Origin of the sequence: Myceligenerans xiligouense, from assembly GCF_003814695.1 — a bacterium.
GTDB classification, from domain to species: Bacteria; Actinomycetota; Actinomycetes; order Actinomycetales; family Cellulomonadaceae; genus Myceligenerans; species Myceligenerans xiligouense.
The window spans coordinates 4,205,714-4,219,201 of record NZ_RKQZ01000001.1 but is presented as its reverse complement, the minus strand read 5'-3'; the positions used below and the strand labels follow the sequence as shown (position 1 = coordinate 4,219,201).

The 13,488-nt window shown below is 73.8% G+C and carries 12 protein-coding genes; 4 read left to right on the top strand and 8 right to left on the bottom strand.

The features are described from left to right. Window positions 1-38: 38 nt before the first annotated feature. Entirely contained in the window at window positions 39-1,799 is a 1,761-nt protein-coding gene (locus EDD34_RS18465) for a glycerol-3-phosphate dehydrogenase/oxidase (protein ID WP_123815869.1), read from the top strand. Between the two features lie 390 nt (window positions 1,800-2,189). Here the strand turns inward: EDD34_RS18465 and EDD34_RS18460 are convergent, their stop codons facing one another. Next, the gene (locus EDD34_RS18460; protein WP_425462365.1) at window positions 2,190-3,230 is read right to left on the bottom strand and encodes an HhH-GPD family protein; all 1,041 of its coding nucleotides are present in this window, start codon (window positions 3,228-3,230) and stop codon (window positions 2,190-2,192) included. A 252-nt stretch (window positions 3,231-3,482) separates the two neighbouring features. Here EDD34_RS18460 and EDD34_RS18455 point away from each other — a divergent pair, with 252 nt between their 5' ends. Further along, window positions 3,483-4,196, top strand: coding sequence for a DUF4232 domain-containing protein (locus tag EDD34_RS18455; protein WP_123815868.1), 714 nt, complete (start codon window positions 3,483-3,485; stop codon window positions 4,194-4,196). 29 nt (window positions 4,197-4,225) lie between these two features. Here the strand turns inward: EDD34_RS18455 and disA are convergent, their stop codons facing one another. Continuing rightward, entirely contained in the window at window positions 4,226-5,308 is a 1,083-nt protein-coding gene (gene disA / locus EDD34_RS18450) for a DNA integrity scanning diadenylate cyclase DisA (RefSeq protein ID WP_123815867.1), read from the bottom strand. Between the two features lie 103 nt (window positions 5,309-5,411). Next, entirely contained in the window at window positions 5,412-6,875 is a 1,464-nt protein-coding gene (radA, locus tag EDD34_RS18445; RefSeq protein ID WP_123815866.1) for a DNA repair protein RadA, read from the bottom strand. A gap of 114 nt (window positions 6,876-6,989) precedes the next feature. On the opposite strand from radA, the gene EDD34_RS20780 reads away from it, so the two are divergent. Next, the gene (locus EDD34_RS20780; protein WP_170177125.1) at window positions 6,990-7,637 is read left to right on the top strand and encodes a hypothetical protein; all 648 of its coding nucleotides are present in this window, start codon (window positions 6,990-6,992) and stop codon (window positions 7,635-7,637) included. A gap of 69 nt (window positions 7,638-7,706) precedes the next feature. Here the strand turns inward: EDD34_RS20780 and EDD34_RS18435 are convergent, their stop codons facing one another. From EDD34_RS18435 to EDD34_RS18415, 5 genes are all read right to left on the bottom strand, one after another. Beyond that, complete coding sequence (locus EDD34_RS18435) at window positions 7,707-8,345, bottom strand: hypothetical protein (protein WP_123815864.1); 639 nt, start codon at window positions 8,343-8,345, stop codon at window positions 7,707-7,709. Beyond that, window positions 8,342-8,959: a DUF4352 domain-containing protein gene (locus EDD34_RS18430; protein WP_123815863.1), complete on the bottom strand. Its 618-nt coding sequence runs from the start codon at window positions 8,957-8,959 to the stop codon at window positions 8,342-8,344. Before EDD34_RS18430 ends, EDD34_RS18435 begins: the two co-directional genes overlap by 4 nt. Continuing rightward, window positions 8,956-9,792 carry a hypothetical protein gene (locus tag EDD34_RS18425; protein WP_123815862.1) on the bottom strand — a complete coding sequence of 279 codons (837 nt, stop codon included), beginning with the start codon at window positions 9,790-9,792 and terminating at the stop codon, window positions 8,956-8,958. Before EDD34_RS18425 ends, EDD34_RS18430 begins: the two co-directional genes overlap by 4 nt. 179 nt (window positions 9,793-9,971) lie before the next feature. Then, complete coding sequence (proC, locus tag EDD34_RS18420; RefSeq protein ID WP_211341631.1) at window positions 9,972-10,787, bottom strand: pyrroline-5-carboxylate reductase; 816 nt, start codon at window positions 10,785-10,787, stop codon at window positions 9,972-9,974. Between the two features lie 100 nt (window positions 10,788-10,887). Next, the gene (locus tag EDD34_RS18415) at window positions 10,888-12,258 is read right to left on the bottom strand and encodes a hypothetical protein (protein WP_123815860.1); all 1,371 of its coding nucleotides are present in this window, start codon (window positions 12,256-12,258) and stop codon (window positions 10,888-10,890) included. 159 nt (window positions 12,259-12,417) lie between these two features. Between EDD34_RS18415 and EDD34_RS18410 the strand changes: the two genes are divergently transcribed. Beyond that, window positions 12,418-13,425 carry a LacI family DNA-binding transcriptional regulator gene (locus tag EDD34_RS18410; protein WP_123815859.1) on the top strand — a complete coding sequence of 336 codons (1,008 nt, stop codon included), beginning with the start codon at window positions 12,418-12,420 and terminating at the stop codon, window positions 13,423-13,425. Window positions 13,426-13,488: the final 63 nt, after the last annotated feature.

The window sequence follows — 13,488 nt, the reverse complement described above, 5'->3', positions numbered from 1 at the left end:
CCCTTGCCTCCGTCCCCGACCCGTGGTGGGTTGTCGATATGGCATCGACCCGGCTGACCGCAGACTCCCGTACCCAGACCCTGGCCACCCTCGAGGCGAGTACGGACATCGCCGCCGAGCTCGACGTGCTCGTCATCGGCGGCGGCGTGACCGGCGCCGGCGTCGCGCTCGACGCCGTGACCCGCGGGCTGTCGACCGCCCTCGTCGAGGCGCAGGACTGGGCGCAGGGCACCTCGAGCCGCAGCAGCAAGCTGGTCCACGGGGGGCTGCGGTATCTCCAGATGCTCGACTTCGAGCTGGTGCACGAGGCGCTCACCGAACGGGACCTGCTGCTCAGCGAACTCGCGCCGCACCTCGTCCGGCCCGTGCCGTTCCTCTACCCGCTGGAGCACCGCGTCTGGGAGCGCGCCTACGTCGGCACCGGCATCGCGCTCTACGACATCCTGGCGACCCTGATCCCCGGCCGTCGTCCCATGCCGTTCCACCGTCATCTGACGCGGGCGCAGATGGAGGCGAAGTTCCCGGATCTCGCGCACGACGCCGCGGTGGGCGCCGTGCAGTACTGGGACGCCTCGGTCGACGACGCGCGGCTCGTGACCACCCTGGTGCGGACCGCCGCGTCGTACGGCGCGCACGTCGCGAGCCGCACCCAGGTGGTGGCGCTGAGGCAGGGCAGTACCGGCGCGGTGAACGGCGCCGTCGTGGTCGACCTGGAGACCGGCCGGGAGATCACGGTCCGTGCGCGTGCGGTGATCAACGCGACGGGGGTCTGGACGGAGGAGACGCAGGAACTCGCCGGCCAGCCGGACAGCCCGGCGGGCGGGCTGCACGTGCTCGCGTCGAAGGGAATCCACCTGGTGGTGCCCCGCGACCGGATCCAGGGACACGCCGGGCTGATCCTGCAGACGGAGAAGTCAGTGCTGTTCGTCATCCCCTGGTCGCGCTACTGGATCATCGGCACCACGGACACGCCGTGGCGCCTCGATCCCGTGAACCCGGTCGCCACCAGCGCCGACGTCGACTACGTGCTCGACCGCGCGAACTCCGTGCTCGCGCACCCCCTCACCCGCGAGGACGTCATCGGCACCTATGCCGGCCTGCGGCCGCTGCTCCAGCCCGGCACCAAGGCCGGCACGTCGAGCGCCAAGGTGTCGCGCGAGCACACGGTCGCGAGCCCCACGGCAGGGCTCACCGTGATCGCGGGCGGCAAGCTCACCACGTACCGGGTCATGGCGAAGGACGCCGTCGACTTCGCCATCGGGCAGCGCGCGGCAGCCCTGCCCAGCATCACCCACCAGATCCCGCTGACCGGTGCGGTCGGGCTCCGGGCGGTCCAGCGTCAGTCCCGCGCCTGGGCGAAGCGGTTCGGCTGGAACCCGCCGATGGTGGACCACCTGCTGCACCGCTACGGCTCCAACCTCACCGACCTGGTGGAGCTGTGCGAGGCGGACCCCGGCCTGGCCCTGCCCCTGCGGCACGCGCCCGCCTACCTGCGCGCCGAGGCGCATCACGCCGTGACGCACGAGGGCGCCCTGCACCTGGAGGACGTGCTCGCGCACCGCACCCGGCTGGTCTACGAGGTCCGGGATCGTGGTGTCGAGGCCGCCGCCGAGGTGGCCGACATCATCGCGCCGCTCCTCGGCTGGGACGACACCGTGAGGCAGCGCGAGATCGACGCCTGGCACAGCCGGATCGACGCCGAGCTGGCGGCGTTGCGGCTCCCGGACGACGAGAGCGCGGAGGAAGCCGTGCGGGACGCGGACCGGATCGCCCCGTGGCAGCCGCTCCGGACGTCCTAGCCGCAGTCCTGTCACGGCCCGGCTCGCCGAGCCGCAGTCCTGTCACGGCCCGGCTCGCCGAGCCGCAGTCCTGTCACGGCCCGGCTCGCCGAACCGCAGTCCCGTCACGGCCCGGCTCGCCGAACCGCAGTCCCGTCACGGCCCGGCTCGCCGAACCGCATGGTGAATCGTGCCAAACTCGTTTTGGCACGATTCACCATGCGGTTCGGCAGCCTGGGGTGGTGGGAGTGTGCGGTTCGGTGGTCAACGGTCAACGGTCAACGGTCTGTGGGATGTGGGATGTGGGATCGGGGGTTGGGAGATCGGGGGACCGGGGAGGGAGGCGTCGGGGCCGGGGTGGATGTCGGAGGGGCCGGGTGCGGAACCGGGGCCGGGGTTGGGCTCGGGGGGTCAGCTCGGGAGGTGGAGACGGCCCGCGGAGTCCTGCTCCGCCAGGCCGTCCTCGATGAGTCCGGCGATGGCGCGGTCCAACTGTGCCAGCCGGGTGGCCACGTCGGATCGGGTACCGGGGTGACCACCGGCGGCACCGGTCGTCGATCGTGGCGTGGCTGGGCCTCCGGTTCCGGCGAGGGTGGCTGGTGCGGTGGGACCGCCGTCGTCCGCCATCGACGTCGCCCCCGGAACCCACGCCTCGACCAGGGCCGAGCGGTCTACCGGACCGTCCGCCTCGCGGAGCGTCGCCATGACCCGGCCGCGACACTGCCGGTCGGTCCCGTGCCATGCCTGCGTACGACGCCGGCCCGCGTGCTCGTCGGGCGGTGAGCCCGCGGCCCGCCAGGCGCAGAGTTCCGCGACCGGACACGCGTCGCAGCGAGGGGCGCGGGCGGTGCAGACGAGCGCGCCGAGTTCCATGGACGCGGCGGCCCACCGGGCGGCGTCGGCGTCGTCGGCGGGAGTGAGCGCCGTGGCGAGGGCACGCTCGGCCGCCGTGTACGACGGCGCCGGCAGTGCCACCCCGTCGATCGTGCGAGCCAGCACGCGACGCACGTTGGTGTCGACGACGACGGCGCGCCGTCCGTACGCGAAGGCCAGCACGGCCGCAGCGGTGTACTCGCCGACGCCGGGGAGCGCGCGCAACTCGTCCTCGGTGCGGGGAACGACGCCGTCGTGCCGGTCGACCACGACGGCGGCACACTCCTGCAAACGCAGGGCACGCCGGGGATAGCCCAGCCGGCCCCAGGCGCGCAGTACCTCGGCGGTGTCGGCGCGCGCGAGGTCGGCAGGCTCCGGCCAGCGCTCCATCCAGGACCGCCAGGCCGGTTCGACGCGGACGACGGGGGTCTGCTGCAACATCACCTCGCTGACCAGGACGCCCCACGGACTGCGGTCCGAGGCGCGCCACGGGAGGTCACGGGCAGCACGGGCGAACCAGTCGGCGACGGCGGCACGCAGAACGGCGTGCCCTGCGGTGGCGGGGGAGGAGGAGGTCACGGGCACCCATTCTCTCCTCGCGGCGGCGTGCCTCGTTCTGGCGTGCCCCGTCCTGGCGTGCCCGGCCCCCCGGGCGTGCCCCGCTCCCGGGCGGTGGCGTGCCCGCCTCAGGTGGTGCATGCCTGCCCCAGGTGCTGGCCGCGCGCGACCGGCCGGGAAAGTGCCCGTGGTCGGCGCGGGCTGCGCTGGGGTGCGGAGGTAGTTGCCTACTGTTGATCCCGTACATTCTGGTCGGAACCGTAGGGAGAGCCGGTGCGGGCAAGGGAGTCGGGGCCTGCCGGGCGGCGGCGCCGGACCGTGGTGGTCGTGGTGGTCGTCGCGGTGCTCGCAGTGGCAGGCGGGCTGGTGGCCCGCGCGATGTGGCCGGAGGAGCCGGCGCCGATCCTGAGCGACGCCAAGGTGCATCCGCCGGCGCCCGCGGATCCTGACGGCGCCGGCCGGACGTGCGAGGCCGACGAGCTGGACGTCCGGCTCGCGGCGGACCGCGCGACGGTCACGACGGGGCAGCCGGTGGTGTTCACCGTGACGCTGAAGAACGCCGGGCCGACGCCGTGCCTCGTCGACGGGGGCGACGTGAACCGTCCCGTGACCGTGTGGGCCGGTGAGGCCGGGCCGGACGCCGAGCGGGTCTGGTCGTCGAGGGACTGCGACGACGAGGGTGAACGCATGCTGTTGCTCGGCCCGGGGTCGGTCGACACCCAGGAGATCCGCTGGTCCGACGTGCGCTCCGCGCCGGGATGCGAGCGGGTGGACGAGCCCATCCGGCCCGGGATCTACAGCGCGCAGGTCACGGTGGCCGACGTCGGGGGTGCGTCCAGCCAGGTGGTGGAACTCGTCAGGCCCGAGCCGCCGAGGCCGAGCCCGTCGCCGTCGCGGAAGCCGTCGAACAAGGACGAACCATCGGCGTCGCCGGGCGCGTCGCCGAGTGCGTCACCGAGCCCGTCGCCGTCCGATACGAACGGGTAGGGTGCCCGCCCGCCAGGCGTCGCGTTCGGTCAGACGTAGCGTTCCAGGATGCTCGACTCCGCCATGCGGGACAGGCCCTCCCGGATCGCACGAGCGCGCTGGTCGCCGACGCCGTCGACCGACATGAGGTCGTCGACGCTGGCCGCCAGCAGCTTCTGCAGGCTGCTGAAGTGCGCCACGAGCCGCTCGATCGTGACGTTGGGCAGCCGCGGGACCTTGGACAGGAGCCGGTAGCCGTGCGGTGCGACGGCGGCGTCGAGGGCGTCGCCCCCGCCGGGCATGTCGAGCACCCGCCCGATCTGCGACAGGTCCAGGAGCTGCTGGAACGACAGCGTGGCGAGGGCCTGCTGCACCTCGTCCAGCGTGCGGCCCTTGCGCCCGAGCACGTAGTCCCGGATGACGAACTCGCGGTCGGAGCCGACGTCGCCGATGAGCTCGTCGAGCTGGAGCGCGAGCAGACGGCCGTCGACGCCGAGCTCGATGACGTAGCCCTTGATCTCGTCGGAGATGCGTCCCACCATCTCGAGGCGCTGCACCACCGAACAGACGTCCCGCACGGTGACCAGGTCCTCGATCTCCAGGGCCGACAGGGTCCCGGACACCTCGTCGAGGCGGGCGCGATAGCGCTCCAGCGTGGCCAGTGCCTGGTTCGCGCGGCCGAGGATCGTGTCCGAGTCCTCGAGCACGTGCCGCTTGCCACCCACGTAGAGGGCGACGATCCGCATCGACTGGCTCACCGAGATCACCGGGAAGCCGGTCTGCTTGGAGACCCGCTGGGCGGTGCGGTGTCGCGTGCCGGACTCGGACGTCTCGATGGTGGGATCCGGCAGGAGCTGGACGGCCGCGCGGCGGATGCGGCCGGCCGTGCGGTCGAGGACCACCGCGCCGTCCATCTTGGACAACTCGCGCAGACGGGTCGCCGAGAACTCCACGTCGAGTTCGAATCCGCCGGAGCACATGCCCTCGACCGACTCGTCGAGACCGAACACGATGAGGGCGCCCGTGCGGCCTCGCAGGATGCGTTCGAGCCCGTCACGCAGCTCGGTTCCGGGCGCGACGGCGGCCAGGGTCTCGCGGAGAAGTTCTTCGGCTTCCGTCGGTGTCGTGGCCACGGAGAAATCCTACGTCGGATGTTGCCTCGGCAGCCGTTTGTTTCAAAGCCGTGACGTGAGCGGAGTATGACTGCTGCTGCCGAGGCGTACGAGTTTTTTCACCCTACTGGTCACCTGTGGCGTGCGCCAGGCCCATCGCCTCGCGGATGTGCTGCGCCTCCAGCAGTTCCATCCCCTCCGGTGCGGTCATGCCGGTCCCGGCGGGGACCACCGCTCGCCGGTAGCCCAGCCGCGCGACCTCGCCGAGCCGCCGTTCCAGCCCGGTGACCGGCCGGATGTCGCCCGCGAGCCCGACCTCCCCGACGGCGATCGTGGCGGGCGGCAGCGGCTCCTCGGTCCGGGCCGAGACCAGGGCGAGCGCGGCGGCGAGGTCCGCCGCGGGCTCGGTGACGCGCGCGCCACCGACCGTCGAGACGTAGACGTCCTGGTCGGCCACCCGGAGCCCCGCGTGCCGGTGCAGTACGGCGAGGATCATCGCGAGGCGGCTGGAGTCGACGCCGCTGGTGGCACGGCGCGGGTTGGACAGAGGGCTCGGAGCCACGAGCGACTGGAGCTCGACGGCGAGCGGGCGGCGCCCCTCGAGCGTCACGGTGACGCAGCTTCCGGGCGCGGCCGCGCCCGTGTGGGAGAGGAACAGGCCGGACGGGTCGGGCAGGCCGACGATCCCGTGCTCCGACAGGTCGAAGCAGCCGACCTCGTCGGTGGGGCCGTAGCGGTTCTTCACCGCGCGCACCATGCGGAGCCGGGAGTGCCGGTCTCCCTCGAACTGGCAGACGACGTCGACCAGGTGTTCCAGCGTGCGCGGGCCCGCGATGGTGCCGTCCTTGGTCACGTGCCCCACCAGGACCACGGGCACCCCGCGCTCCTTGGCCGCGGCGATGAGTGCCGCCGCCACCTCACGGACCTGGGTGGTCCCGCCCGGGGCGCCGTCGACCTCGGTGGACGCGATCGTCTGCACGCTGTCGACGATGAGCAGGTCCGGCTCGGCCGCCTCGACGTGCCCGAGCACCGTGGCGAGGTCCGTCTCGGAGGCCAGCAGGAGGCTGGGGGCGAGGGCCCCGATCCGTTCGGCGCGCAGCCGCACCTGCCCGGCCGACTCCTCGCCCGTGACGTACAGGACCGTCCGGGCCCCGGCGCCGCCGGGCGCCACGCCCGTTCGCGTCCCGGCGGTCCCGGTGGGGCCGGTCGCGAAATTGCTCGCCACGGCGAGCAGCAGCGTGGACTTGCCCACTCCGGGCTCGCCGGCGAGCAGCACCACGGCTCCCGGGACGAGGCCGCCGCCCAGCACCCGGTCGAGCTCGCCCACGCCCGTCGGTGTGGCCCGCGCCGCCTCGACGTCGATCTCCGCGATCGGCCGGGCGGCGGACCGCGTCGGCGCGACCGCGGTGGTCCGGGGGCCCGCCTGAGCGGGGGCGGAGTCGGTCACCGTGCCCCAGGCCTGGCACTCCCCGCAGCGGCCGACCCACTTCACGGTGGTCCAGCCGCACTCGGTGCACGCGTACGCGGGCCTGGCCCGCTTGGTAGTCGTCGTCGCCACGAGGGGGACGGTACCCGGGGTGGCCGACATCGCCGGCGAGGCGCGGCCCGCGAACCGCGCGCCTGCGCGCAAGTGTCGGTCACGCGCAATATGGTTCGTAGCGCCGTCGGATCTCGGCGGGACGTCTCACTCAGGGAGAGGACCATGACCCACGAGAGCGCGGGACCGGACGGCCGGGTGCAGGAGCCGAAGGCCCAGGTCCGTAGGTCCCCGGCGGTGTACCGTCGGCGGCGCGTCGTGGTCGGGGTGCTCGCGCTGCTGGTGCTGGTGGCCCTCCTGGGGTTCATGGGACTCGTCTGGCCAGGTCTCCTGCATGCCGAGGAGCCCGAGCCGGTGCCGACCGTCACGGTCACGGCGCCGGCGCCGACGCCCGCGGTCAAGTCGATGCAGCGCCCCGAGGGCGAGACGGCCTTCCAGGGGGCGCTCCCGTCCGCAGTCCTGCAGTTCGCGCTCACGGACCTGACGGAGACCGAGGCCGCGGAGGAGTCCGAGGCCACCGAGGGCTGGAAGGCCGCCTACACCGACGGCACGGACCTGCGGGTCGTCGTCACGGCGACCCAGTGGCCGAGTGCCGATGAGGCCAGGAGTTCGGCGGACGCACTGACGAAGGCTGCCGGGAAGGCCGAGGCGTCGGGCGACGTGAAGGTGGGTGACGACGTCGTGGGGCAGTACGCGCTGACCCGGGCCGATGCCGGGCGGCGCACGATGACCTGGCGCAACGGCACCGCCGTGCTCCAGGCGGTGGGGCCCGCCGACGTGATCGAGGAGTTCTACCGCGCGTTCCCGCTGTGAGCGGGGACCCGCACGGCGTGAGCGGTGCGCCGGGCCACGATCGTTCCGGCGCCCCTCGGAGCGCGCCCCTCACGGTACGTCGAGCGTGACGTAGTGCGGGCTGCCGAACGAGAGCCAGACCTCGTCGGGGGTGTCCCCGGCCCGGGTGAGGACCACGGTCGACGCCTGCCACGTGCCCGCATCGGGCGCGATCGAGTCCAGCGCGTCCGGAGGCATGCACGGGTTGCCCTGGCCCAGCGGGTCGAGAGCGGTGCCGCTCGTACCTCTGCCGCCGTAGCGTGTGCCGTCGGACGTCACGAGCATCACCTGGCACGATCCCAGGTCGGTGCCTGGCTCGGCGGTGAGATCCAGGTCGACCCGCCATGCCGCCGAGCCGTCGGGAACCCTGTCGATCTGGGCCACCACCGACTGGGGCAGCCCTTCGACCGTGCGCACGTCGAGCACCCGGACGTCGACCTCGCGGGTCACCCAGGTGTTGGCGAGGGCCGGGTCGTTCAGCCCCAGGTCGAAGTACTCGCCGACGAAATGGGCGGTCTGGCCCGCGCCGACGCTGTCGACCCGGTCGACCAGTTCCGTGGGCCACCACAGGTTCACCAGGCGGAACGACCACGCCGCGGCGGCCGCGGCGATCATGAGCGGCAGGATCGCGAGCCAGACGGCGTTGCGCCGCCACCACCCCCGCTCGCGCCCGTCGGCGACGGCGGTCATGCGTCGTCCTCCCGGGCGGGGCCGGTCCGGACCACGGGCGCCGGCCCGTCGATCCGCACCGGGGTCTCGTCGGCGCTCGCCTCGTCGAGGCTCGCCCGGTCCAGGTCCAGATCCACGACGGCGATCGCGTCCCTGCGCTGGAACGCACCGTCCTCGCCCTCACCGCCCCGTCCGAGCCGCACCTGCGCGCCGTCCAGCGCGTCGGGCGCGACGTCGAAGCAGTACGTGATGCGCTGCCCGTACGCCGGCGCGGCGCTCGTGGCGGTCGCACAGCCCGACCGGTCCGTCGCGGCGTGGGTGCGCTCCTGGCCGTCGACCAGTTCGGCCCCGCCGATGGCGAGCGTCCGATCGGTGGCCTCCCAGACGGCGTCGACCACGACGAACACGCCTCCGGCCTGCGCGACGTCCTCCCCGTCGATCTGCCGCGCGAGGCGGACGTCGGTCACCGTGAGGTCCGCGTAGTCGAGGCGCACGGTCTCGCCCACCGCGCCCTCGATCTCGAACGGCTGGTCGACGACCGTGTCCTGGGGTACCTGCGTGACGAACCAGGTCGCCGCGCCGATGGCGACGGGGGCGAGCACGACGGTGCGCCAGACGGGTCCGCGGCGGCTCATGCGTCGGTACCGCCCGCGATCCCGGCACCGGCACCGGTACCGTCGCCGTCGCCGTCGGTGACGTCGTCATCGGTGGCATCGGCGCTCCCTTCGCCGGCGTCGCCCGTGCTGTCGGCGTCGCCCGCCCCGTCCGCCGCCCCGTCCGCCGCCCCGTCCGCCGCGCCGGACCGCGACGCCGGGGGCTCGACGTCGAACCTTCCGCTGTGGGTGATCTCGTGCGTCGGGAGCCAGTACTCGTCGTCCAGTCCCGCGAACCCCTCGTCGATCCAGTCGAGCCCGGCCAGGTCGACACGCGCGGTGCCGGGGGAGGCGTCCCCGTCCTGGTTCCACACGAGCGCCGCCCGGTACGTCACCCCCGGGTTGATCACGTCGAGCTCTCCCGCGTCGGCGATGTTGTAGCGGTCCGGGAGCGGGCGGTCACCAGGCGCGACGTCGTCGGGCACGGGCCGTCCCTCGAGGTCCAGGATCCCGGCGCCGGCCGGGGCGGGAACGATGTCGGCGAGCTGGTACCCCCGGGCCGGGACGTCGGACACGTTCGTGACCTGGACGACCACGACCAGCAGCTTGTCGGCCGGGTCGAGCGGCTGGACATCGCCGAGGGTCCTGGTCGACACGACCTTCTCGACAGCCACCTCGTACGGCCCGACCTCGACGGGCGCGTCGGCCGCGAGCGGCACGGCGTCGTCCGCGACCGCGTTCCAGGCCCCGAGCGGAGTGGCCGCGACCACGGCGGCCAGCGCCGCGAAGACCACCTTGCCGGTCGTACCCATGGACGCGAAGAGGTTCCGGGTCACCCCGGGCAGGCCGGGCGCGGCGTTGCGGGCGTGCTTCATGGCCCCAGATCGTACCGAGACACAACGGACTTACCGGCAAAGGCCACTGCTGAGCGGCCGCCGGCGCACCGCCGGGCCGCGTAGGAACCGGCCGGGCCGCGCAGGAACCGGCTCGGCATGAGCCGGCCGGTCCGTGCCGCGACCGGCGGGACGGCCCCGGGGCCGGGGCACGTCAGGTCTCAGCCGCCGAGCTGCACCGAGCGGTCGCGGGCGGCGTCCACGGCCGCCAGGAAGGCGGCGCGGACGGCCCGGTCCTCGAGCACGCGCAGGCCCGCGGCGGTGGTGCCCCCCGGTGAGGTGACACGTTCCCGGAGGATCGCCGGGTGGTCCCCCGTCTCGACGGCCAGGCGGGCGGCGCCGAGCACGGTCTGCTTGGCGAGACGCGACGCGACGTCGCGCTTGAGGCCCGCGTGCACGCCCGCCTCGGCGAGCGCGTCGATCACGGTGAACACGTAGGCCGGGCCGCCGCCGGACAGCGCGGTCACGGCGTCGAGGTCCTTCTCGGCCACGCGGACGACGTCGCCCGTCCCGGCGAGGAAGCGCTCGACCAGCGCGAGGTGGGTGTCGTCCGCGGCGGCGCCGGGTGCGATGGCGGTGATACCCGCGCCGATCTGCGCCGGCGTGTTCGGCATCGTGCGGACCACCGGCGTGCCGGGTCGCAGCCGCGCCTCCATCGCCGCCGTCGTGACGCCCGCCGCGACGCTCACGACGACGGCGCCGGGTGAGAGGACGCGTGCGATCTCGTCGAGCACGGCCGGTACGTCCTTGGGCTTGACGGCGACCACCACGAGGGCGGCATCCGTGACCGCCGCGGCGTTGTCCGTCGTCGTGGCCACGCCGTGTCGCTCGCGGAGTGCCGCTCCGCGAGCCGCGCCGTGCTCCGAGGCGCGGACCGTGGCGGTGACCTCGCCCGGTGACCAGCCGGCTCCGATCGCACCCGCGAGGACCGCCTCGCCCATGTTGCCGGTACCCAGGATCGCCACGCGTTCGGTCATGGCGACCATCCTCGCAGCAACGTTCACCATCCTCGCCACGAGGTCCGGGGCACCCGCCCCGGGCCGCACACCGGCCGGGACGCCCGGCGCGGCAGCGCGCTCACGACGCCACGACGGTCCCCGGGATCGCGCCCTCGCGCTCGCCGTCGTCCTCCGCGTCTCCCGCCACCGTCATGCCCCGCCCGACCATCGTGTCCACCGCCGCGGCGATGAGCGCGCCGGCCAGTGCGAGCGAGACCGCCGTCCCGACAGCCTGCTCCCACGGCGAGATGACGAGCAGCCACAGATCCGTCTCCACCGGCCCCGTGATCGCGCGGACCGCCCAGCCCACGGCCACCGGTGCGCGCATCACCACCAGGTAGGCCAGGCAGAAGACGAGCATGGCGCCGATGCCGCCTCGCCTGATCATCGTCATCCCCTGCCCGAGCGCGGAGAAGCGCTCGCGCAGTTCCTGCGTCGCGGCGGCGAGCACGCGGCGCAGCCAGCCGGGCATGGCCGTCTGGTCCAGCCACCGGTGCTCCGTGGACGGCGGCGCCATCAGCCGTCGCCCCAGCACCACCGTCCCGATCGCGAGCCAGGCGAGCGGCGCGACGATCACCACGTCGAGCGACTCGACCACCGTGACGAGCCCGCCGGCGGCGGCGGCCCCCGCCTGCGCCACCACCTCGCCCTGCGCGGTCTCCGTGGCGGCGGTGTACGTCCCGATCGACCAGTGCACGAGCGCCCGGTCCTGCAGCGTGATCAGCAGGCCCCTGCCGAGGGTCTCCATGTCGTAGGCGGCCTGGACGCTCCAGAACACCTCCACCGCCGCGCCGAGCAGGGTCAGGCCGAGGAGGTGCACCTTGCGGTCGAGCACGCCCAGCAGCCAGCGCAGCACGATCGCGCCCACCACCACGCCGACCAGCGTCCAGCCGGTCCAGAGGCCGAGCCGGGAGGAGAAGTCGATCCCCTCGTCGGTGAACATGGCGGTACCGAACAGTTCGTCGGCGGCGACGTCGTTCAGGTACCGGGCGTGGTCGGCGTCCATCGTGCCCTCGATCGCGTACACGGCGAGGAACGGGATCAGCACGGCCAGCGCCACGTCGGTCAGGGGCTGCTCGCGACGCCCGGGTACGGCCGCCGCGTACGACGACGGCGTGCCGCCGGGCGCGTGCGGTGCCCCCGGATCGCCCGGCCGGAACGTCCGGTCGTCCGACGGTGCGGGAAGGACCCCGGGCGGCGCCTCGTCGTGCCGCGGTCGCCGGAGGTTCCCCAGCGACGGGTAGCAGACCCGGAGCATCGCGATGACCGGGAGGAGCAGTCCCAGCGGGAGGGCCAGCAGCACGATCTGAGCCGCCAGCGCGTTCCACCTGCTGACCTCGAGGGCGCCCCAGAACGCCGCGCCGCGCAGGGCGACGCCCGCGAAGCCGAGCGCGAGCAGCGCCGGCCAGTGGGCGCCGAGCAGCCTTCCGGCCGTGAGCACGATCCTCATGGGGCTCCATAATGGCGCAAACCGGACTCGGTGCGTGCATCGCTCCGGAAATCGGTCATGATCGGGTGCGTGACAGTCGAACCATCCGCATCGGACGGACTCACAGCCGAGCCGTCCGCCACAGGACCCGCACCGGGCCGACCGAGGCGCCGGCCCGCGATGGCCGACGTCGCCGCTCGGGCAGGTGTCTCCCACCAGACCGTGTCCCGCGTGCTGAACGGCAGCCCGCGCGTCGCGCCCGAGACCCGGGAGCGGGTGGTCCAGGCGATCCGGGAGCTCGGGTACCGCCGCAACATCGCCGCACGGGCCCTCGTCACGGCGCGCTCGGCGACGCTCGGGGTGATCACCACCTCGTCGGCGCTCTACGGGCCGACCAGCACGCTGGTCGCGGTCGAGGAGGCCGCGCGGGAACAGGGCTGGTTCACCTCGGTGGCCACGATCGGCGCGTACGACGCCGAGTCGGTGGACCACGTCCTGGAGCACTTCATGAGCCAGGCCGTCGAGGGCGTCGTGGTCATCGCGCCGCAGGACGACGTCGGTCGTGCCGTCGCCGCCTTCGACGCACCCATTCCGGTGGTGCTCATCGCGGCGCGGGAGTCAGCCGTGGAGCGCACCATCCCGCTCGCCGTCGACCAGGGGGTCGGCGCGGGGCTCGCCGTCGGGCACCTGCTCGACCTGGGGCACGAGTCCGTGCTCCACGTCGCCGGTCCGCAGGACTTCTTCGACGCGCGGCAGCGCGTCGCGGGCTGGCGTGCCGCGCTGGAGGACCGCGGGGCGCCCGTGCCGGAGCTGGTCGTGGCCGACTGGTCGGCCGGGCGGGGATACGAGGTGGGCCGCGGCCTCGCCGAGCGCATCACCGCGGGGGACGACGGCCCGACGGCGGTGTTCGCGGCCAACGACGAGCTCGCCCTGGGGCTGGCACGCGCCTTCTGGGAGGCCGGCCTGCGGGTCCCGGAGGACGTCTCGCTCGTCGGGTTCGACGACATCCAGGGTGCCGACCAGTTCATCCCGCCGCTCACCACGATCCGTCAGCCGTTCGCCGAGCTGGGCCGGCGCAGCGTGGAGTTGCTCTTCGACGCCGTGGCCGGGAAATCGCCGTCGGGTGCGCTGATCGCCCCGGAGCTCGTGGTCCGCGCCTCCACTGCCCCACCGAGACGGCACCCCTGATCGACCGCCCGCCGAACCGCACGCCCATTCCGGCGGCTGTGCCCGAACCGCACGCCCATTCCG